The 20,725-nt window shown below is 72.4% G+C and carries 20 protein-coding genes, 3 tRNA genes and 1 pseudogene; 12 read left to right on the forward strand and 12 right to left on the reverse strand.

The window, feature by feature from the left end:
- Positions 1–6 precede the first annotated feature (6 nt).
- From BJF81_RS00815 to BJF81_RS00825, 3 genes and pseudogenes are all read right to left on the reverse strand, one after another.
- A pseudogene (locus BJF81_RS00815) lies at positions 7–1,439 on the reverse strand (selenium-binding protein SBP56-related protein).
- 152 nt (positions 1,440–1,591) lie between these two features.
- Positions 1,592–1,681, reverse strand: a tRNA-Ser gene (locus BJF81_RS00820).
- A gap of 45 nt (positions 1,682–1,726) precedes the next feature.
- Complete coding sequence (locus BJF81_RS00825; RefSeq protein ID WP_075956753.1) at positions 1,727–3,304, reverse strand: helicase HerA-like domain-containing protein; 1,578 nt, start codon at positions 3,302–3,304, stop codon at positions 1,727–1,729.
- A gap of 56 nt (positions 3,305–3,360) precedes the next feature.
- Here BJF81_RS00825 and BJF81_RS00830 point away from each other — a divergent pair, with 56 nt between their 5' ends.
- The 5 genes from BJF81_RS00830 to BJF81_RS00850 all read left to right on the forward strand — a co-directional run bounded on the left by BJF81_RS00830 (position 3,361) and on the right by BJF81_RS00850 (position 7,853).
- Entirely contained in the window at positions 3,361–3,672 is a 312-nt protein-coding gene (locus BJF81_RS00830) for a type II toxin-antitoxin system VapB family antitoxin (protein ID WP_075956754.1), read from the forward strand.
- A gap of 60 nt (positions 3,673–3,732) precedes the next feature.
- Positions 3,733–4,284, forward strand: a complete 552-nt coding sequence (locus tag BJF81_RS00835) for a LytR C-terminal domain-containing protein (RefSeq protein WP_075956755.1) — start codon at positions 3,733–3,735, stop codon at positions 4,282–4,284.
- 141 nt (positions 4,285–4,425) lie between these two features.
- Positions 4,426–4,758, forward strand: coding sequence for an SRPBCC family protein (locus tag BJF81_RS00840; protein ID WP_083663887.1), 333 nt, complete (start codon positions 4,426–4,428; stop codon positions 4,756–4,758).
- Between the two features lie 10 nt (positions 4,759–4,768).
- On the forward strand, positions 4,769–5,155 hold the full coding sequence (locus tag BJF81_RS00845; protein WP_187345478.1) for a DUF4190 domain-containing protein: 387 nt from the start codon (positions 4,769–4,771) through the stop codon (positions 5,153–5,155).
- 133 nt (positions 5,156–5,288) lie between these two features.
- On the forward strand, positions 5,289–7,853 hold the full coding sequence (locus BJF81_RS00850; protein WP_083663888.1) for a M14 family zinc carboxypeptidase: 2,565 nt from the start codon (positions 5,289–5,291) through the stop codon (positions 7,851–7,853).
- Positions 7,854–7,871: 18 nt separating this feature from the next.
- On the opposite strand, the gene BJF81_RS00855 is transcribed toward BJF81_RS00850, so the two are convergent.
- The 5 genes from BJF81_RS00855 to BJF81_RS00875 form a co-directional block, all read right to left on the reverse strand.
- A complete protein-coding gene (locus tag BJF81_RS00855) occupies positions 7,872–8,339 on the reverse strand; it encodes a hypothetical protein (protein ID WP_075956756.1) in 468 nt (155 codons plus the stop codon).
- Positions 8,318–8,656, reverse strand: coding sequence for a hypothetical protein (locus BJF81_RS00860; RefSeq protein WP_075956757.1), 339 nt, complete (start codon positions 8,654–8,656; stop codon positions 8,318–8,320). The genes BJF81_RS00855 and BJF81_RS00860 overlap by 22 nt, the downstream gene beginning before the upstream one ends.
- Positions 8,653–9,009 (reverse strand): PadR family transcriptional regulator, encoded by a 357-nt coding sequence (locus tag BJF81_RS00865; RefSeq protein WP_075956758.1) that lies wholly within the window; start codon positions 9,007–9,009, stop codon positions 8,653–8,655. The genes BJF81_RS00860 and BJF81_RS00865 overlap by 4 nt, the downstream gene beginning before the upstream one ends.
- Positions 9,010–9,197: 188 nt before the next feature.
- Positions 9,198–9,284 (reverse strand) — tRNA-Ser (locus BJF81_RS00870).
- 59 nt (positions 9,285–9,343) lie between these two features.
- Entirely contained in the window at positions 9,344–9,832 is a 489-nt protein-coding gene (locus BJF81_RS00875; protein WP_075956799.1) for a nucleoside deaminase, read from the reverse strand.
- A gap of 83 nt (positions 9,833–9,915) precedes the next feature.
- Between BJF81_RS00875 and upp the strand changes: the two genes are divergently transcribed.
- The 4 genes from upp (at position 9,916) to BJF81_RS18445 (ending at position 12,983) form a co-directional block, all read left to right on the forward strand.
- Positions 9,916–10,554 (forward strand): uracil phosphoribosyltransferase, encoded by a 639-nt coding sequence (gene upp / locus BJF81_RS00880; RefSeq protein WP_075956759.1) that lies wholly within the window; start codon positions 9,916–9,918, stop codon positions 10,552–10,554.
- Between the two features lie 12 nt (positions 10,555–10,566).
- Positions 10,567–11,748: an aminotransferase class I/II-fold pyridoxal phosphate-dependent enzyme gene (locus BJF81_RS00885; RefSeq protein ID WP_075956760.1), complete on the forward strand. Its 1,182-nt coding sequence runs from the start codon at positions 10,567–10,569 to the stop codon at positions 11,746–11,748.
- A 198-nt stretch (positions 11,749–11,946) separates the two neighbouring features.
- Positions 11,947–12,078, forward strand: a complete 132-nt coding sequence (locus tag BJF81_RS20165) for a hypothetical protein (RefSeq protein ID WP_269087293.1) — start codon at positions 11,947–11,949, stop codon at positions 12,076–12,078.
- A gap of 5 nt (positions 12,079–12,083) precedes the next feature.
- Entirely contained in the window at positions 12,084–12,983 is a 900-nt protein-coding gene (locus BJF81_RS18445) for a PH domain-containing protein (protein WP_075956761.1), read from the forward strand.
- Positions 12,984–13,036: 53 nt separating this feature from the next.
- On the opposite strand, the gene def is transcribed toward BJF81_RS18445, so the two are convergent.
- Entirely contained in the window at positions 13,037–13,606 is a 570-nt protein-coding gene (gene def, locus BJF81_RS00895; RefSeq protein WP_075956762.1) for a peptide deformylase, read from the reverse strand.
- A gap of 39 nt (positions 13,607–13,645) precedes the next feature.
- Here def and BJF81_RS00900 point away from each other — a divergent pair, with 39 nt between their 5' ends.
- On the forward strand, positions 13,646–14,275 hold the full coding sequence (locus BJF81_RS00900) for a hypothetical protein (RefSeq protein WP_075956763.1): 630 nt from the start codon (positions 13,646–13,648) through the stop codon (positions 14,273–14,275).
- Positions 14,276–14,396: 121 nt separating this feature from the next.
- On the opposite strand, the gene BJF81_RS00905 is transcribed toward BJF81_RS00900, so the two are convergent.
- The gene (locus BJF81_RS00905; RefSeq protein WP_075956764.1) at positions 14,397–15,815 is read right to left on the reverse strand and encodes a sugar porter family MFS transporter; all 1,419 of its coding nucleotides are present in this window, start codon (positions 15,813–15,815) and stop codon (positions 14,397–14,399) included.
- A 115-nt stretch (positions 15,816–15,930) separates the two neighbouring features.
- On the opposite strand from BJF81_RS00905, the gene BJF81_RS00910 reads away from it, so the two are divergent.
- Positions 15,931–16,893, forward strand: a complete 963-nt coding sequence (locus tag BJF81_RS00910) for a 2-hydroxyacid dehydrogenase (RefSeq protein WP_075956765.1) — start codon at positions 15,931–15,933, stop codon at positions 16,891–16,893.
- Between the two features lie 68 nt (positions 16,894–16,961).
- On the opposite strand, the gene BJF81_RS00915 is transcribed toward BJF81_RS00910, so the two are convergent.
- Positions 16,962–17,034 (reverse strand) — tRNA-Arg (locus BJF81_RS00915).
- A 15-nt stretch (positions 17,035–17,049) separates the two neighbouring features.
- Entirely contained in the window at positions 17,050–18,360 is a 1,311-nt protein-coding gene (locus BJF81_RS00920; protein WP_202817390.1) for a cation:proton antiporter, read from the reverse strand.
- A 148-nt stretch (positions 18,361–18,508) separates the two neighbouring features.
- Here BJF81_RS00920 and BJF81_RS00925 point away from each other — a divergent pair, with 148 nt between their 5' ends.
- Complete coding sequence (locus tag BJF81_RS00925; RefSeq protein ID WP_075956766.1) at positions 18,509–20,332, forward strand: phosphoenolpyruvate carboxykinase (GTP); 1,824 nt, start codon at positions 18,509–18,511, stop codon at positions 20,330–20,332.
- Positions 20,333–20,725: the final 393 nt, after the last annotated feature.

The following is a 20,725-nucleotide window of genomic DNA, read 5'->3' on the forward strand; positions in this document are numbered from 1 at the left end:
GGCCGGTCAGCTGAAGCAGTAGGAGTCGCTGGAGGCGTCGCCGCCCTCGAGGTGGGTCTGGTGCACGCGGTTGCCGCGGAAGTCGTCCCCGTGGGGGAAGAACCGCTCGTCCAGCGTCATCCGGCCCGTCCCGGGGTCGATGTCGGCCTTGGCCATCCAGGCGCCCACCCCGTCGGGGTAGAACTGGTCGTCCCAGGCGCCGTACAGCGAGTTGGTCCAGTAGACCCGCCGCCCGTCGCGGCTGATCTCCACCATCTGCGGGGCGCCGGCCAGCGGCAGGTCGGGGGCGGCGGGGTGGCTGGCCCGCGTCATGATGCCGCCGAGCCGGATCTCGCCGACCTGCCTCGGGTGCAGCGGGTCGGTGACGTCGAGCTGGATGCTCTGCCCGGTGCCGAAGCAGGAGACGTAGAGGAACCGGTCGTCGACGGACAGGTCGATGTCGGTGATGAGCGGGGGGACCGCCTTGAACGGCCGCAGCAGCTCGGGCAGCCGGTCGACGTCCTCGTCGGCCACCGGCTCGGCCGGGATGTCGAACACCTTGGTGATGGTGAACTCGCCGTCCCGGCCGTCGCGCTGCCAGCACCAGATCGAGCCGGAGAGGTCCTCCAGGCTCAGGACCACGCCGACGAAGCCGTACTGCTGGTCGGGGTCGTGGGCCGGCCGCAGCTCCAGGGCCATCTGGTACTGCGGGCCGAGCTCGAGCGTCTGCAGGTGGGTGCGGCGGACGAGGTCGAAGACGTGGACCTTGTTGCCGTAGCGGCCGGCGAGCAGGTCCTCGGGCAGCACGCCGTTCTCCACCTGGCGGGGGGTGCCCCACTCGCTGGTGATCATCCGGTCGTGGTTGAGGTGCCACCAGAAGTCGTAGGCCAGGTACTGCTCGCCGCGGTCCTTCTCCCAGGTGCCTTGACCTCGAAGGTGTCGTGGTCCAGCAGGGCGATCCCGCCCGGCCCCTCGTCCCCCCTCGGCGGAGCCGAGGTTGGTGACGTAGATCCCCTCGGGACCGCAGTGGGCGGTGTGCGGGCGGGAGTAGCCGCTGCGGGCCTTGTACACCTCCGGCTCGATGACCTTGGCGATCGTGGGGTTGCGGGGGTCGTCCCTGACGTCGACGAAGTGGATCCGGGAGGAGCGCAGGCCCATGAGCAGCAGGTAGCGCCGCTCGACGTGCGGGTGGGCGCTGCCGGGGCACAGGGCCGAGGAGCAGGCGTTCCAGCGTGGTGGTGCAGCTCGTCGCCGACGTTCGGCATCTCGCACCAGCCCACCACCTGCCCGTAGTCCGCCGCCGCGGGGTCGACGGAGACGACCGCGAGCGCGTCCTTGCCCGGCTCCCCCTCCCCCCGCCAGAAGGTGGCCACGAAGGCGTGCTGCTCCGCGGGCGCCTCGCCGGCCAGCTCCGGGGACGGGTAGAAGGTGGGGTCCGGCCGCCAGGTGGTGGTGCCCATGACAGGTCCTATCAGTCGTTGCTATGAGTTGGACAAGCAACAGTTATCCTGGCACATCCGCGGTCGTCGCGGAACCTCCCCGACCCGGCGCACGCAAGGACCCCCGGGGCCGTGGCGGCACCGGGGGTCGGACGCGTCCTACGCAAGGACCGTGGCGGAGGATGCGGGATTTGAACCCGCGAGGGGTTTCATCCCCAACACGATTTCCAATCGTGCGCACTAGGCCACTATGCGAATCCTCCGCGGACGAGGATACCTGACCGTCGCGCGAGGGTCGAAACCGCAGGTCAGCGCCGCTTGCGACTGGTCCCGAAGATGGACCGGGTGATCTCCCGCCCGATGACGGTGCCGGCCGAGCGCAGCATCGACCGGAAGGCCGTGGACTCCACGACCTGCCCGATGACGCCCTTGTCCTCCTGCGCCGCCCTGCCGCGCCGCCCGCCCCCGGACCGGGCCGGTGCCTCGGCCTCCTCCTGGGCGGCGGCCTCCTCGGCGGCCCGCTGCCGCGCCGCGAGCAGCTCGTGGGCGGACTCGCGGTCCAGCGCCTCGGCATACCTCTCCCGGATCGCCGAGCCGGCCTCCACCTGCCGGACCACGGCCTCCTCGGACGGGCCGATGCGGCCCTGCGGCGCCCGCATCATCGTGTGGGCCACGGGGGTGGGCGCCCCCTTCTCGGACAGGACCGTCACGACCGCCTCGCCGGTGCCGAGCGCGGTGAGCAGCTCCTCCAGGTCGTAGTCGCTCGTCGGGAACGTCGAGACGGTGGCCCGCAGCGCCTTGGCGTCGTTCGGCGTGTGCGCCCGCAGCGCGTGCTGCACCCGGTTGCCGAGCTGGGCGAGCACACTGTCGGGCACGTCCTTGGGGGTCTGGGTGACGAAGAAGACGCCCACCCCCTTGGACCGGATCAGCCGCACGGCCTGCTCGACGGAGTCGAGGAAGGCGTCGGAGGCGTCGTCGAAGAGCAGGTGCGCCTCGTCGAAGAAGAAGACGAGCTTGGGCCGCTCGGGGTTGCCGACCTCGGGCAGGTCCTGGAAGAGGTCGGCCAGCAGCCACATGAGGAAGGTGGAGAAGAGCACCGGCTTTTCCTGCACGCCCGGCAGCTCCAGGCAGCTGATGACCCCCTTGCCGTCGTCGGTGAGGCGCATGAGGTCGGCGGTGTCGAACTCCGGCTCCCCGAAGAAGACGTCACCGCCCGCCGCGGACAGCCCGACGAGCTCGCGCAGGATGACCCCCGCGGTGGAGGTCGCCAGCCCGCCGAGCGACTTCAGGTCGGCCTTGCCCTCGTCAGAGAGCAGGTGCTGGATGACCGCGGTGAGGTCCTTGAGGTCGAGCAGGGCCAGCCCCTGCTGGTCGGCCCAGTGGAACACCAGCCCCAGGCTGGACTCCTGGGTCTTGTTGAGCCGCAGCACCTTCGACAGCAGCGTCGGGCCGAAGGAGGTCACCGTGGCCCGCACCGGCGTGCCGACCCCCGTCCCGCCGAGGTTGAGCAGCTCGACGGGGTATGCGGTGCCGCTCCACTCCTGCGCGAGGGCCCCCATGCGCTCCTCGATCTTCCCGCCGCCCTCGGCCGGCGAGGCCATCCCCGTCAGGTCGCCCTTGATGTCGGCGAGGAAGACCGGCACGCCCTCGTCCGAGAGCTGCTCGGCCAGCACCTGCAGGGTGACGGTCTTGCCCGTGCCGGTGGCCCCGGCGACGAGCCCGTGCCGGTTCATCGAGCCCAGGGGCAGCCGGACGACCGCGTCGGGGACGACCTCGCCCTCGTGCACCGCCCCGCCGAGCACGATGCTCGGCGCGGTGAAGGCATACCCCTCCCGGATGCGGTCGACCTGGGCGCTCGGGCTGCTCTGCTCGTTCTCCTCGCTCACGACGCCGACTCTAGTGCGGGGCGCGGACGGGCCCGTCGCCGCCTAGACTTCCCGCCATGATCTTCAAGGGGGTGGGCGACGGGCGCCCCTACCCGCCGCACGGCCTGGACGAGGCCCGCGACTGGGCCCACCTGCCGCCGCGGATGCTGCGTCTCGACGAGCTGGTGACCACCCGGGCCCAGCTGGACCTGCACGTGCTGCTGTCCCCCGACTCGACCTTCTACGGCGACATCTTCTGCCACGTCGTCAAGTGGCAGGACGACCTCTACCTCGAGGACGGCCTGCACCGGGCCCTGCGCGCCGCCCTGCAGGGCCGTCCGGTGGTCCACGGGCGTGTCCTGGACCTCGACGCCGGTCGGGGTCGCTAACCTCGCACAGCGGGTTTTCCGCCCGCCCTGCCCCTGACCGACGCGACGGAAGGACCAGCCGTGGGCTACGTGCGCACCGCCGGCATGTCGACGGCCGCCCGCCGGGCCCGTCGGCGGGCCGGGCTGGTCATCGTCGCGGTCCTGCTCGGCCTGCTCCTGGTCTTCGGGTTCGCGCTCGCCTACGTCCAGGGATGGTTCGGGCTCAACGAGGGCGGGACCGACGACGCGGCCGTCTCGACGGCGGTGCCGGCGCCCGCCCCCAGCCTGGCCCCCGAGGACGTCCCGGTGAACGTCTACAACGCCAACGCAGGAAACGGGGCCGCCGGCCGGGCCGGGGAGGCGCTGCGGGCCCGGTCCTTCGACGTGCTGACGGTGGCTAACGACCCGGAGGGAGCGACCATCGACGGGGTCGCGGTCGTCCGGCACGGCCCCGAGGGCGTCGAGGAGGCCGAGGTCCTGCGGGACGCCCTGCCCGACGGGGTCGAGCTGGTCGAGGACGGACGTCAGGCGAGCTCGGTCGACCTCGTCCTGGGGTCGGCGTGGGAGGACCTGGCCGAGCCGGGTGACGACGAGAGCGGCGCGACCGACGCCGAGAGCACCGAGGAAGGCTGACCATGGACCACCACGTCACCCTTTCCCGACGCGTGTCGGCCCCGCCGGCATCCGTCTGGGAGGTGATCACCGACCTCGACGGCCGCGGAACGGCTCTCCCAGGTCACCGCCCTGCACGTCGTCTCCGACGGTCCGTATGCCGTGGGCACCCGCTGGCGCGAGACGCGCCGGATGATGGGCGCCTCGGAGACCCAGGAGATGGTGGTCGTGGAGAACGACCCGCTGCGCCGGACGGTCACCGAGGCCGTCGACGGGAGCACCCGCTACCGGACCACCCTGCTGCTGGAGTCGATGGACGACGCCTCGGGCACCCTGCTCACCGTCACCTTCGAGGCCTCCGTCACCGACCCGGGCCGGCTGCAACGACTGGCGCTGAAGGTGGTGGGTCCGCTGGGGACCAAGCTCACGGAGAAGTCGCTGCGGACCGAGCTGGACGACATCGCCCGGGCGGCGGAGGAGCTGGCGCGCGGGTAGCGTGCCGACCATGCGCGAGTTCCGGCCGACCCCGCCGACCGGGGGCAGCGAGCCCGAGGATCCCTGGGCCCTCCAGCCGGAGCGTCGGCAGGCCCCCTCCGGTCCGCCGACGTGGGGCGCCCCCTCCGGCTACGCCCACCCGCAGGGCACCACCGTGCTCGTGCTCGGCATCCTCAGCGTCGTGGTCATGCCGCTGCTCGGGCCGTTCGCCTGGGCCATGGGCCACCGCGCGCTGAAGGAGGTCGACCGATCGGGGGTGCCGGCCACCAACCGTTCGATGCTCGTCGGCGGCATGGTGACCGGCATCGTCGGGACCGTGTTCCTGGTGCTGGGGACCCTGGGGTTCCTGGCGTTCATGGGCCTGTTCATCACCTCGGCCGCCACCGTCACCGGCTGAGGACCCCCTCGGAGGCTCCTCCGCCAGGGTAAAGATCTGGTCTGGAGTTCTCCCGGACCCTGGTCAGGCGGACCCGTCGATCGCTAGGTTCGAGCCTTCGGCCGGGAGCCGGCCGGCGTTCGAGGGAGGACCCATGACCCGAGGCACCAGGAGCCGCCGCGCCACCCAGGGGCTGACCCTGGCCGTCTGCCTCGCCCTGGCGGGCGCCCCCACCGCGGCCTCGGCCCCCGATGGTCCGCCGGACGGGCCCCGCGGGAACGGCAACGGGCAGCTACCGGCGACCAGCACCACCGGGCTGACGATGCCCGAGTCGTACCCGGTCCAGCCCGCCCTTCAGGAGTTCGACCATGCGCCGGACGACAAGAGCTACGCCGCCGACCTGGTGGGCTACGCGGACCTGGCGCCACGGCTCAACGCGGTGATGGCCGAGAGCGACCGCGTCTCGACGCAGGTGGTCGGGCAGTCGACCGAGGGGCGCGACCTCTACCTCGTCACGGTGACCGCCCCCGAGACCCGGCAGCAGACCACGCAGCAGACCCGGTGGCGCGACCTCGTCGAGCAGGACCCGGCCAAGGCCGCCCAGGACGAGCGGCTGGCCCGCGACTACAAGACCCCGATCTGGTTCTCCGCCAACATCCACGGCAACGAGTGGGAGGGCACCGACGCGGTCCTCCACTACATCGAGGAGCTGGCCACCTCCGACGACCCGGCCGTGGCCGAGCTGCTGGAGAACCACCGGCTCTACTTCTCCCCGACGCTCAACCCGGACGGGCGCTACCTGGGCACCCGCGCGACCGCTCTGGCTTCGACGCCAACCGCGACATGGTCACCAACGTCACCCCGGAGGCGCTTTCCTACGTGGAGCTGGCGCAGGCGCTGCTGCCCCTCTACGCCTCGACCTGCACGGCTACACCGGCAACCTGCAGGTGGAGCGACCGGCCCGCCGCACGGGGAGAACTACGAGTACGACCTGTTCATCCCGCACAACTACGCCCTGGCCCTCCAGGTGGAGCAGGACGTGGTCGACGCCGCGATCGAGGGCAACCCGCTCACCGACGCCGGCGGCATCAAGATCCCCTACCGGGACACCCCGTCGGGGTGGGACGACTACCCGCCGATCTTCACCGCCCAGTACGCCGCCTACTTCGGCGCGCTGACCGCCACAGTCGAGCTGCCCCTCCCCCGGGACCGGCGCATCGGGGTGCAGACCCCGGAACGGGCGGCGGTCAACACCGCGGTCGCCTCCGAGGTCATCGAGAGCAGCGTGGACTACGTCGCCGCCCACAGCGAGGAGATCCTGGCCAACCAGATCGAGTTCTTCCGCCGCGCCGCCGCCGGTGAGCCGAAGACCGCGCTCACCGGGGAGAACATCGCCGAGGTGCCCGGGCCCGACCAGTGGAAGGAGCTGTGGGACCCGACCGACGACCAGGACCCGGTCGACCTGCCCCGGGCCTACGTCATCCCCGCGGGCGAGGGGCAGCGGTCAGCGAGCGACGCCGCCTCGCTCGTGGAGCAGCTGCGCCTCCACGGCGTCGAGGTCCAGGTCCTCAACGCCCCCCGCACGCTGGACGGGACGACCTACCCGGCCGGCTCCTACGTGGTCGACCTGCACCAGCCCCACCGGGCCCTGGCCAACGCCCTGCTCGACCTCGGCACCGACATCTCGCAGAAGGTGCCGACCATGTACGACATCTCCGCCTGGAGCTACGCCTACCTCTGGGGCGCGACGGTCGACAAGGTCGGCGACATCACCGACCGGGCGATCCCGGGGACCCGGGCGATCGAGGTCCCCCTCTCGGTGGGGACCGCGCCGAAGAAGCAGGTGGCCACCGCCTTCGACGTGGCCGGCGTGACGGACTACCGGGCGTTGAACGACCTGCTGGACGCCGACGCGGAGGTCTGGATGCTGGACGAGGGCGTGGCCGTGGTCTCCGCCGACGATCACGCCACGGTGGTCAACGCCGCCGTCGAGCACGACATCGTCGTCCGGGCCGCCGACGACGAGCAGCTCACCTCCGTCGCGGCCGGGGAGGCCAAGGCTCTCGACGACCTGACGGTCGGCGTGGTCGGCGGGGCCGACGACCGCACCTCGTTCGAGCAGCTGGGCTTCGACATCGTCCCGCTCACCGCAGGGAGCATCGCCGGCGACCCCGCCGTGCTCGGTGACGTCGACGTCCTGTGGGTCGACGGGACGTTCTCCTTCAGCGGCGCCGACGCGGGCGGTCGACAGACGGTCGCCGAGTGGTTGGCCGACGGCCACGCCATCGTCGGGGCCGGCACCGCCGGCTTCGGCGCAGCGGCGCAGTTCGATCTGGTCGAGGCCACACCGGTCCAGGGATCCGGCCGGTCCAACGGCATCGTCGCGGTGGACACTCCGGACGGGTCGATCCTGGCGCCCCACGCCCAGGACCACGCCTTCGTCTACCCGCCGGTGTGGTTCACCGAGCTCGGTGGATCGACCACGGTGGAGCAGACCTACGCGACCGACCCGATGCTGGCCGGGCACTGGCGGGCCACGAACGGGGCGAACGGTCCGGACGCTGCCGCCGGGCAGGCGTCGGTCATCTCGGCACGCGGGGACCAGGGCACCGCCGTGGTGTTCGGCACCTCCCCGCTCTTCCGGACCCACCCCAAGGGCGGCCTCAGCCAGGTGGCGCAGGCGGTCGTGTGGGCGGCTCCGGAGGCCGCCGAGGACTGACGGCCGCACGACCGACCGTCAGGCCAGCAGGTCGAACAGCCACGAGAGGACCACCACGACGAGGGTCGCCGCGGGCAGGACGAGGGCCAGGCGCAGGCGGGCACGTCCGCCGCCGGAGGGCTGCTCCCCGGGGGCCAGGACCAGGTCGGCCTGGTCGTGGTCGAACCACCCGAGCACGCTGGCGACGGCCACGAGGAGCAGCCCGAGGGCCAGCACCGGCAGCGCGGGCGCCTGGAAGGCGGTGGCGGGGAGGAGCACCATCGCGACGCTCATCGCCATGACCGGGACCACCATCAGGACCGCGCCGACCCAGAGCCGGGAGACGAGGGCCCGCAGGACGACGCCCGGGGCCAGCAGGAGGGCCCCCAAGGAGGTCAGCGCGAAGGCCCCGCCGACGAGCGCACCCACCGAGATGTCGGCCGGAGACTCCTGGAGCCACGCCGAGAAGCCCCACCCGGTCAGGATCATCCCGACCAGCCCGAGCACGGCCCAGGTCGCCGTGGCCGGCCCGACCGGACCGGGTGCGGCCCCCTCGCCCTCGGCCAGCTCCCGGGCGTAGGCCCGGGGGTCGCCGAAGGCTCCCGCGCCGTCTCCCCGGACTCGGCCACGTGCGACTCGACGGTGACGAGGGCGTCGCCGATCCGGGCCCCGGGCACGTCCAGCAGACGCTGCTCGAGGGCGAACTCGTCCGCCCAGGCCCGCTCGACGCTGGGCGCGAGGTCCGCCGGGTCCCGGTCCGCGGGATGCTGCGCCGCCCGGTCGCGTCCTGCCCGGCCGTTGCCCTGGTTGCTGGTCCTGTTCATCGGTGCTCCCCCTGGGGGTCGAGCGCGCCGTCGGTCAGCGCGCGGGTGGTGGTGGTGAAGGCGGCCCAGTCGGCCGCCTGCCGGTGCGCGTGGGCACGACCGGCGCCGGTGAGGGCGAAGTACTTCCGCCCCGGTCCGCCGTCCCCGGGTCGCCACTCGACCTCGACGTGTCCCGCCTGCTCGAGGCGGCCCAGGAGCGGGTAGAGCGTCCCGCCCTTGACCTCGCCGAGGCCGACCTGGGCCAGCCGCTGGGTGATGGCGTAGCCGTAGCTGGGGCCGTCCAGGAGGATCCGCAGGACGCACACCCCCAGGACTCCGCGCAGCCACTCGCCGGGCCACTGCTCCGTCTGCATGACTAGACCATATGCCTGACTAGTCAGGCAGCGCAAGTAGTTGGCCTTCCGATGCAGGTGCTCCGCGGAGCAGCCCCGAAAAGGGTGCTCCGCGGAGCACCCCCCGCGCCGGCGAACTCCATCGGAGACGCAGAGAGCCCACGACGCCGATCGGCTCGGGGGTCCTGGGTCCGCTCCGCGGACCAGCGCGGTGGCGGTGGGATTTGAACCCACGGAGGACTTGCGCCCTCACACGCTTTCGAGGCGTGCTCCTTAGGCCGCTCGGACACGCCACCGCGGATCAGGCTACCCGACGCCCGCGACCGCCAAAAATCCTCGCCCCGGCGACGACCCCTCAGCCCCGCCGGTCGCCGAAGAAGCCCAGCAGCAGGCGGGCGCTCTCCTGCGCCAGCACGCCCCCGACGACCTCCGGGCGGTGCAGGGCCGCCCGGTCGCGGGGCAGGTCCCAGACCGACCCGCACGCCCCCGCCTTCTCGTCCCACGCGCCGAACACGACCCGGTCGACCCGGGCCAGCACCGCCGCCCCCGCGCACATCGCGCACGGCTCCAGGGTCACGACGAGCGTGCAGCCGTCCAGCCGCCACCGCCCCAGCGCCCGGCCGGCCTCCCGCAGGGCCACCACCTCGGCGTGGCCCGTCGGGTCGTGCTCCGCCTCACGCACGTTGCGTCCGCGGCCGACCACCCGGCCGTCCGCGTCGACGACGACCGCTCCGATCGGCACGTCGCCCGAGGTCAGCGCCCCCTCGGCCTCGGCGAGCGCGAGCCGCAGCCACTCCGCATACCGCGGGGGGACGGCCGGCCCCGCACCCGACCCGACGCGCACGCCGGACGCCCCGTCCGCCCCACCGGGCCCGTCCTCCCCCACCGGGGTGCCGTCGTCGTCCGTCACGACCTAGAGTCTTGCCCATGCGCGTGCACGTTGCCGACCACCCCCTCATCGCCCACAAGCTCACCTACCTGCGCGACCGGCGGACCGACACCCCGACCTTCCGCCGGCTGACCGACGAGCTGGTGACGCTGCTCGCCTACGAGGCCACCCGCGAGGTGCGGGTCGCGCCCTTCGACATCCAGACCCCGGTGGCCCCCACCCAGGGCATCCACCTGGCCAGCCCCAAGCCGCTCGTCGTGCCGATCCTGCGGGCCGGGCTGGGCATGCTCGACGGCATGATGCGGATGCTGCCGACCGCCGAGGTCGGGTTCCTGGGCATGCTGCGCAACGAGGAGACGCTCGAGGCGCACACCTACGCCAACCGGCTGCCCGACGACCTCGAGGCGCGGCAGTGCTACGTCCTCGACCCCATGCTGGCCACCGGCGGGACCCTCGCCGCGGCCATCCGCTACCTCGCCGAGCGGGGCGCCGACGACATCACCGCCATCACGCTGCTCTCGGCACCCGAGGGGATCGAGCGCCTGCAGTCCGAGCTGTCCGACCTCGCCTGCCCGGTGACCATCGCCACCGGGGCGATCGACGAGCGGCTCAACGAGCACGGCTACATCGTCCCCGGGCTCGGGGACGCCGGCGACCGGCTCTACGGCGTGGTCTGAGGAGGACCGGGTATGCCGTCGCGCCCGGCGCGGGTCTCGCGGCGGTCCGCGGTCGAGCCCTTCCACGTGATGGAGGTGCTCAAGGCCGCGGCCGAGCGCCAGCGCACCCACGGCGACGTCCTCATGCTGTGCGCCGGGCAGCCCTCGACCCCCGCCCCGGCGCCGGCCGTGAGGGCCGCGGTCGAGGCGGCCACCTCCCAGGTGCTGGGCTACACCGAGTCCACCGGGATCCTGCCGCTGCGGGAGGCGATCGCCCGCCACCACCGCGAGCTGAGCGGCATCGAGGTCGACCCCGACGAGGTCCTGGTCTTCCCCGGCTCGTCGGGGGCGTTCACCGCGCTCTTCCTGGCGGCGTTCGACGCCGGCGACACGGTCGTGATGGCCCGCCCGGGCTACCCCGCCTACCGCAACACGCTGCAGGCGCTGGGCGTGCGGGTGCACGAGGTCGACTGCGGTCCACAGACCCGCTACCAGCCCACGGTGGCGATGCTCGAGGACCTGGCGGCCGAGTCGGGGCCGCCGGCCGGGCTGATCGTCGCCTCCCCGGCCAACCCGACGGGGACCGTGATCGACGCCGACGAGCTGGTCGCCCTGGCCCGCTGGTGCGAGGAGCACGGGACGCTGCTGGTCAGCGACGAGATCTACCACGGGCTGACCTACGGCCGGCCGACGGCGAGCGCCTGGGAGACCTCGCGCGAGGCGGTCGTCGTGGGGTCGGTGAGCAAGTACTTCTCGATGACCGGGTGGCGGGTCGGCTGGCTGCTCGCCCCGGCGTCGCTGCGCCGCCCGCTCGAGGTGCTCACCGGCAACCTCAACATCTGCCCGCCGGGCATCAGCCAGCACGCGGCCCTGGGCGCCTTCACCGCCGAGGCCCGGGCCGAGCTGGAGGGGCACCGGGAGCGGTATGCCGCCACCCGCGAGCTCCTCGTCGCCCGCCTGCCCGAGGTCGGGCTGCGGATGGACGCCCCGCCGGACGGGGCCTTCTACGCCTGGTGCGACGTCGGCCACCTCACCGACGACTCGGTGGCCTGGTGCCAGGACCTGCTGGCCGACTGCGGGGTGGCGATCACGCCCGGCGTGGACTTCGACACGGCGAACGGCCACCGGATGGTGCGCCTGTCCTTCGCCGGGTCGACCGCCGAGGTGGCCGAGGCGCTGGACCGGATGGCCGCCTCGCCGCTGCTGCGGGCCTGAGCGACCAGGTCCGGCCGCGACGCAGCTGCGACACTCCCGACCGCACGCAGCACGGCATACCCGGTCACTTCTGCCACACTGGCACCAGGACTGTGACCGGGGCGGCACCCGGTGGCACACGCGTGACCGACCCCGACCCCGACCCTCTGGAGGACGTCCGATGCCAGCCACGGTGAAGAAGGTCCTGCACTGGCTGCTGTGGGGGTTCATCATCTACGCGGTCGTGACCAACCCCGAACGGCCGCCGACATCGTCCGCGCCATCTGGGACATCATCAGCCAGGGCGTGCTCAACATCGGCCGGTTCTTCGGCAACATCGTCAACGGCTAGCGGACATGTCCGCGGCCGCCACGACCGACGACGGGATCCGGCTCAGCCGGCGCATCCTGCAGCGCTACCTGCTCGACGACGAGCGTCCGGTCGTGGCCACCCGCCAGCACTGGGCCTACCTCGTCGAGCCCGTCGCGACCACGCTGGCCGCCCTCGTCGCGGTGGCCGCGGTCTCCCCCACGGTCGAGGAGACCGTCGGCCAGCTCGTCGCCGTGCTGTGGTGGGCGTGGTTCGCGGTGCTGGGACGGGCGGTCTGGCGCTTCGCCGAGTGGCGCAACGAGTGGTTCGTGGCGACCGACAAGCGGCTGATCATGACCTACGGCCTGCTGACCCACAAGGTCGCGATGATGCCGCTGCGCAAGGTCACCGACATGAACTACGGCCGCAGCCTGCTGGGGCGGATGCTCGGCTACGGCACCTTCGTGCTGGAGTCGGCCGGGCAGGAGCAGGCCATGCGGGAGATCAACTGGCTGCCGGACCCGGACGACAAGTACCGCCGGATCTGCGCGACCATCTTCGGGCCGGCCGGGTGGGACTCCGAGGAGGACGCCGGCGCCGCGCCCGAGGAGGACGCCGGCCGCGACGGGGACGGGCGGGCGCCCGGCGGGGGCCGTCCCGCGGACTGGGACGAGCCGGGCGAGCAGGACCCGTTCGAGACCGACCTGCCCGACCGCCCGGGTGTGGCCGACCGGTTCGACGCCGACGTCCTGGTCGCCCGCCGGGGCACGCCCGCAGGCCGGCTGCGACGGCAGGACCACGCCGAGGTGCCGCCCGCGGGGCCGCGGTGGGAGCCGGTCGACCGCGACGACCTGCCGGCGGACTGGGAGTGGATCGACGAGCAGCCACGCCGTCGCCGCGTCGCGGTCGACCCCGACCCGACCCCGCCCCGCCCGCGCAGGCGGTAGGCCGGGCCGGTCCCCGGCGGCCGGCGGCCGGCTCGGGCTCGGGCTAGGGCTCGTCAGACCTTGTCGGAGGTCTGGGTGGACGGGTCCCACTTGAGCACGCCGTCCTCGGCCCAGCCGCGGTCTTTGATCGCCTCGCGCGCCTCGGCCTTGACGGGACCGGTCAGCCGGTCGACGTAGAGGTAGCCGTCCAGGTGGTCGGTCTCGTGCTGCAGGCACCGGGCCAGCAGCCCTTCGCCCTCGACGACGACCGCGTTGCCGTCCAGGTCCGTGCCGGTGACCCGGGCGTGGGGGTGCCGGGCCAGGGCGAACCACTCCCCGGGCACGGACAGGCAGCCCTCGCCGTCCTCCTCGGAGTGCAGCGGCGGCGGGGTGCCCAGGCGCTCCAGGACGGGGTTGACTACGACGCCGCGCGCGTTGGGGCCCTCGGGCACCGGGCAGTCGTAGACGAAGATCCGCAGCCGCGAGCCCACCTGGTTGGCCGCCAGGCCGACGCCGTCCGCGGCCTCCATCGTGTCGAACATGTCGGCGACCAGCGTGCGGATCTCCTCGGTCACCTCCTTGACCTTCTTGGTCGGCGAGTGGAGGGCCTTGTGGCCGATGACGGTGATGGGACGGACTGCCATGGTGCAGATCCTAAAGGCGCCAGCGCCTACGCTTCGCCCATGAACTGGATCGAGGTGGTGGGCTGGACGGGCTCGGCGGTGCTCGTCATCTCGTTGCTGCAGACACGGCTGCTGCGGCTGCGGATCATCAACCTGGCGGGGTCGCTGATCCTGCTGGCCTACAACGCGATCATCGCGGTCTGGCCGATGGTGGGCCTCAACGTCGTGCTCTCGCTCATCAACGTCGTCTACCTGTGGCGGATGCTGCGTTCCCGGCACGACGCCCACGCCTACACGGTCCTGGAGGTGGAGCCCGACGACCGCTACCTGGCGCACGTGCTGCACGTCCACCGCGAGGACATCGCCCGCTACAACCCCGGCTTCACGCACGCCCCCCAGGGCGACCAGAGCTCCTACCTGGTCCTCCAGGGCGACGAGACCGTCGGCGTCGTCCTCGTCAAGGACGCCGGCGGCGGCACCGCGCAGGTGGTCCTCGACTGGGTCAGCCCGGGCTACCGCGACTTCACCCCCGGCGAGTTCGTCTACCGCGAGTCCGGGCTGTTCGCCCGCCGGGGCTTCGAGCGCGTGCTCTCCCCCGCCGGCATGGCCAACCCCTACTACGGCCGCATCGGCTTCCGGCCCGAGGGCGACCGCTGGGTGCTCGACGTCCGGGAGGAGGCGGCCGCCTGAGGAGCCCATCCCCGGGACAAGGTTGTGCACCAGGGACCAGGTCGTCGACGTCGTCCTCGGTGCACAACCTTGTCCTCGCCGCCCGCCGCCCCGCCACCCGAACGGCACCGGCCCCGGTCGGTCAGTCCATGTCCTCCAGCTCACGGCCCTTGGTCTCCGGCACCCACTTGAGCACGAAGAAGAACGACAGGATCGCGCACAGGGTGTAGAAGCCGTAGGCGAAGCCCAGCCCCAGGTCGGCCATGACCGGGAAGCTCGTGGAGATGGCGAAGTTGGCCAGCCACTGCGCGGCGGCGGCGATGCCGAGCGCGGTCGCGCGGATGCGGTTGTTGAACATCTCGCCGAGCAGCACCCACACCCCCGGGCCCCAGGACATGCCGAAGAAGACGACGAAGGCGTTGGCAGCGATCAGGGCGACCAGGCCCTGGGTGTCGCCCAGCACCGGCTCCATCTCCCCGGCGTCGTTGGCCACCTTGGTGGCGGTGGCGAAGATCCAGGCCATCACGCCCAACGAGACGAACATGCCGGCCGAGCCGATGAGCAGGAGCCTGCGCCGGCCGATCTTGTCGATGAGCGAGATGGCGATGAGCGTGACGACGATGTTGGTCACCGAGGTGATGACCGTCTGCGTCAGGGCGTCCTCCTCGGTGAAGCCGACGGCCTGCCACAGCGTCGAGGAGTAGTAGAAGATCACGTTGATGCCGACGAACTGCTGGAAGACCGACAGCGCGATCCCGATCCAGACGATCGGCAGCACCTTGCCCGCGTCGCTGGTCAGGTCCGACAGCGAGGCCCTCGCCTCCTGCCGCACCGTCCGCTTGATCTCGGCGATCCGCTCGGAGATGCCCTTGAGCATGACCCGGCCCAGGACCTCCTTGGCCTCCTCGACCCGGCCGCGGGCGACGAGGTAGCGGGGCGACTCGGGGATCGTCAGGGCGAGCACGCCGTAGGAGATCGCGGGGACGACCTCGGTGAGGAACATCCAGCGCCAGGCGGTCGCGCCCCACAGCGGCTCCGCGGAGCCGCCGGCCACGGTGGCGATGAAGTAGTCCGACAGCAGCGCCACGAAGATGCCGGTGACGATGGCCAGCTGCTGCAGGGACCCCAGCCGCCCGCGGATCGAGGCCGGCGAGATCTCGGCGATGTAGGCCGGCGCGATGACCGACGCGGCACCGACCCCGACGCCGCCGAGGACCCGCCACAGGATCATGTCCCAGGCCCCGAACGCCAGGCCGGACCCGATCGCCGAGGCGGTGAACAGCGCGGAGGCGAGCACCATGACCCGGATCCGGCCGATCCGCTCGGCCAGGCGGCCGGCCAGGTAGGCGCCGAGCACGCAGCCCAGCAGGGCGGAGCTGACGACGAACCCGGTCAGCGCCGACCCCATCTGGAAGTCCTCGCGCATCGCGTTGACCGCGCCGTTGATGACGGCGGTGTCGAAGCCGAAGAGGAAGCCGCCGAGGGCGGCGACCGAGGCCAGGTGGATCGCCTTGCCGAGCACGTAGTCCCGCTGCTGACCCTCGTCCGTGGTCGTCGCCATGGTGCCGTCCTTCCCGGGGTGGTGCGGTGGCCGTCGTCGGTGACGGGAGGTGCGGGCCAGTCTGCACCCTGGGTATGACGTACGCCACACGGGACGCGCCGCATACCCTGGGGCGATGGCGACGGTCGTGGTGACGGGCAGGCTGCCGGAGGAGGCGTTCGCGGCGCTCCGGGGGGCGGGGCACGAGGTGCGGGCGTGGGAGCGCGAGGAGCGGGTGCCCCGCGAGCAGCTCCTCGGGCTGGTCGCCGGTGCCGACGCCCTCGTCACGCTGGTCACCGAGAAGGTCGACCCCGAGCTGCTGGACGCGGCCGGGACCGGGCTGCGGGTGGTGGCGAACGTGGCGGTGGGCTACGACAACGTGGACGTGGCGGCCTGCGCCGGGCGCGGCGTCGTGGTGACCAACACCCCGGGGGTGCTCGAGGAGGCGACCGCAGACCTTGCGATGGCCCTGGTCCTCATGACGACCCGGCGTCTGGGCGAGGCGGAGCGGCTCGTGCGCTCGGGGCGGCCCTGGCAGTGGGGGATGGGGTTCATGCTCGGCCGGGGGCTGCAGGGACGCACCCTGGGGATCGTCGGCCTGGGCGGGATCGGCCGGGCCACGGCACGACGGGCCCGGGCCTTCGGGATGCAGGTCCTCTACACCGGGCGCCGGGACGCGCCGGCGGAGGTCGTCGAGGAGCTGTCGACGCGACGGGTCGAGCTGCCCGAGATGCTGGAGACCGCCGACGTGGTCTCGCTCCATCTGCCCTACAGCCGGGAGACCCACCACCTCGTCGGGGCGGACGAGCTGGCCCGGCTGGGCCCCACGTCATACCTGGTCAACACCGCCCGCGGTCCGGTCGTCGACGAGGAGGCCCTGGTGGCGGCGCTGCGCGGAGGGACGATCGCAGGGGCCGGGCTCGACGTCTACGAGCACGAGCCGCGGGTCCACCCCGGGCTGCTGGAGCTGGAGAACGTCGTCCTGCTGCCCCACCTGGGCTCGGCCACCGTGGAGACGCGCACGCAGATGGCGCTGCTGGCCGCGCGCAACGTCGTCGCCGTGCTCGGCGGCCAGGAGCCCCTCACGCCCGTGGGCTGAGGTGGCCGGACATGCCGAGGGCCCCACCGCATCCGGTGGGGCCCTCGACCTACTGTCTCAACACAGCGCGCGCCCGAAGGGATTCGAACCCCTAACCTTCTGATCCGTAGTCAGATGCTCTATCCGTTGAGCTACGGGCGCTTGCGACGACCTACCTTAGCCCACGGGTGCGGAGGCGGCGAAATCGCCGCCGGGGCCACGGCGGGGCCGCCGGTCGAGGCGGCGCATGACGGGCGTGGCGGTCAGCCCGTGGAGGACGACCGACAGCGTGATGGTGAACGCGACGACGGACCACAGCTCCAGGCCCTCGGCGACGTACTCGCTGCTGAGGGCGTAGGCCAGGTAGTAGATCGAACCGATCCCGCGGACGCCGAACCAGGAGATCGCGGCCCGCTCGGCCCGGTCGGCCCCCCGGGAGCCGAGCAGCGAGAGCCAGCCCACCAGCGGCCGGACGACGAGGACCAGCAGCACGCCGACGGCCGCCCCGCCCCAGGTCAGCCCGGCCAGCAGGCCCGCCGACATTGCGGCGCCGACCATGAGCAGCAGGACGAGGGTCAGGATGGTCTCGGTCTGCTCGACGAATCCGTGCAGGGCCGTGTGCACGCCGTGGTCGCGCTCGGCGCCGCGCAGCGCCAGCGCCGCGACGAAGACGGCCAGGAAGCCGTAGCCGTGGACGACCTCGGTCAGCCCGTAGACGGCGAAGGTCGCGGCGAGCGCGAAGATCGGGGTGCCGACCTCGGCGACCCGCCGCCCACGCAGACGGCCGCGGAAGAGCAGCGCCCCGAGGAGACGCCCGGACAGCCACCCCACCAGGCACCCGACGACGATCTTGCCGACGAGGGTCCACAGGAGCCACTCCATACCCCACTCCTGCCAGGCGCCGCGGCCCATGAGGAACAGCCCGAGGTAGACGAAGGGGAAGGCGAAGGCGTCGTTGAGGCCGGCCTCGGAGGTGAGCGTGAACCGGACCTCGTCCTCCTCGGCCCGGCCGTCCGCCCGCTGCTCCTCGGTGCGGTCCTGGCCCAGGCCCCGTGGCCCCTCCACCTGGACGTCGCTGGCCAGCACCGGGTCGGTGGGGGCGAGCACCGCGCCGAGCAGGACCGCCGCCGGCACCGTCAGGCCCATGGCCCACCACCCCAGCAACGCGACGCCGGCGATCCCCAGGGGCATCGCCAGGCCGATCATCCGCCACGTCGGCATCCACGTCCGCCAGCTCAGCGGGCGCTCCAGGGCCAGCCCGACCCCCATGAGCGCGATGATCACCGTGGCCTCGGCGATGTGGGCGGTGGCCCGCGCGTCCAGGATCGGGCTGACCGGGTCCTCCCCGGGGACGACCAGGCCGACGACGACGCCGAAGGAGAGCACCACCATCGGCGCCGAGAACGCCCGCCCCTCGGCGATCGTGGGCAGCAGGCTGACCATCAGCAGGCCCAGGCCCAGGACGACGTAGACGATCTCGGCGGGCACCAGCGCAGCGTAGTCCCGGTGTGACCGATCTCGCGTCGCCGACGGGCGACCCCGGGCTGCGGGACCGGCGGGTCACGATACGGTAAAGGTCAAGGTGATGACGCCTTGCAGGGACCAATGGCGCCGAGGCCAGGGAAGGGACTCATTCATGCAGCAGACGCAGACCGTCGGAGGCACCAGCCACGCCGAGCTCGACGCGTGGGTGAAGGAGGTGGCCGCCCACACCCGGCCCAAGGAGGTCGTGTGGATCGACGGGTCCGACGAGGAGATCGAGCGCATCAACGCCGAGCTGGTCGAGGCCGGGACCTTCACCAAGCTGGCCGACGAGACGTTGCCCAACAGCTACCACGCGCTCTCCGACCCGGACGACGTGGCGCGGGTCGAGGACCGCACCTACATCTGCTCGGTGGAGGAGAAGGACGCGGGCCACACGAACAACTGGATGGACCCCCAGGAGATGAAGGACCTCCTGTGGCCGCTCTTCGAGGGATCGATGGAGGGCCGCACGATGTACGTCATCCCGTTCGTCATGGGCCACCTCGAGGCCGAGGACCCCAAGTACGGCGTGGAGATCACCGACTCCGCCTACGTGGTCGCCTCCATGCGCATCATGGCCCGCATCGGGGCGCAGATCCTGGCGAAGATGGAGGAGACCGGCGCCCCGTTCGTCAAGGGCCTGCACTCCGTCGGCGCACCGCTGGCCGAGGGTCAGCAGGACGTGCCCTGGCCGTGCAACGAGACCAAGTACATCGTCCACTTCCCCGAGGAGCTGGCGATCTGGTCCTACGGCTCCGGCTACGGCGGCAACGCCCTGCTCGGCAAGAAGTGCTACGCCCTGCGCATCGCCTCGGTCATGGCCCGCGACGAGGGCTGGATGGCCGAGCACATGCTCATCCTCAAGCTGACCAACCCCGAGGGCAGGACCCACTACATCGCCGGCGCCTTCCCGTCGCAGTGCGGCAAGACCAACCTGGCGATGATCCAGGCGACGATGCCCGGTTGGAAGGCCGAACTCGTCGGCGACGACATCTCCTGGATGCGCTTCGGCCCCGACGGGCGCCTGTACGCCGTCAACCCCGAGTTCGGCCTCTTCGGCGTGGCCCCCGGCACCGGCGCGGACACCAACCCGGTGGCGATGGCGACGATCGAGAAGGGCAACTCGATCTTCACCAACGTCGCGCGCACCCCCGACGGGGGCGTCTGGTGGGAGGGCATGACCGAGGAGCCGCCGGCCGAGCTCATCGACTGGCACGGCGAGCGGTGGACCCCGGACATGGGCAAGGTCTCCTCGCACCCGAACAGCCGGTTCTGCACCCCGATCACCCAGTGCCCGACCATCGCGGCGGAGTACGACGAGCCCAACGGCGTGCCGATCTCGGCGATCATGTTCGGCGGCCGCCGCAAGACGACGGTCCCGCTCGTGTCCCAGTCCCGCGACTGGCAGCACGGCACCTTCGTCGGCGCCACCCTGTCCTCGGAGACCACCGCCGCGGCAACCGGTGCGGTCGGCGTCGTGCGGCGCGACCCGATGGCGATGCTGCCGTTCATCGGCTACAACGCCGGCGACTACGTCGACCACTGGCTCGAGATCGGCAAGCAGGCCGACGCCGACAAGCTGCCGAAGATCTTCATGGTCAACTGGTTCCGCCGCGACGAGGACGGCGGCTTCCTCTGGCCGGGCTTCGGCGAGAACTCCCGCGTCCTGAAGTGGATGTTCGAGCGGATCGAGGGCGACGTCGAGGCCCAGGAGAGCCCGATCGGCTACCTGCCCCACCCCGAGGACATCGACACCGACGGGCTGGCGACCTCGACCGAGGACGTCGCGGCCGCGCTGAAGTTCGACGCCGAGGAGTGGCGGCAGGAGCTGCCGCTCATCAAGGAGTGGTTCGCCAAGTTCGGCGACGACCTGCCCTCGGCCATGGAGGACGAGCTGGCCACGCTCGAGGAGCGTCTGGCCGGGGCGGACGCCTGATGGGCATCGTCCCGGGCACCGAGCCCGGACCTACGAGGAGGAGCCGCTGCTCGCCGAGGAGCCCCTCCCCCCGGGCAAGGAGGAGCGGGTCGAGACGGTCGACGAGATCGAGCAGAGCGTCCGCGCGTCGGGCTCCGCGGAGGCCAGGGCGGCCGAGGACGCGGCCGACGCCGTCGAGGGCGAGGGCCAGCACGAGGAGGGTGAGGAGAAGACCGAGGACGGCGAGCCGGCCGACGGTCCCGGGGACCCGGAGGAGACCGGAGACGCCGCCTCGGGCGCGGACGCCGACGCCGACCCCACGGACGACGGCGAGGGCACGGACGTGCCGGACTGAGCGGGCGCGTCATACCCCTCGGTATGCAGAAGCCCCCGGACGAGGGTCCGGGGGCTTCT

The sequence above is a fragment of the Ornithinimicrobium sp. CNJ-824 genome, assembly GCF_001942405.1.
Classification (GTDB): Bacteria; Actinomycetota; Actinomycetes; order Actinomycetales; family Dermatophilaceae; genus Ornithinicoccus; species Ornithinicoccus kibberensis.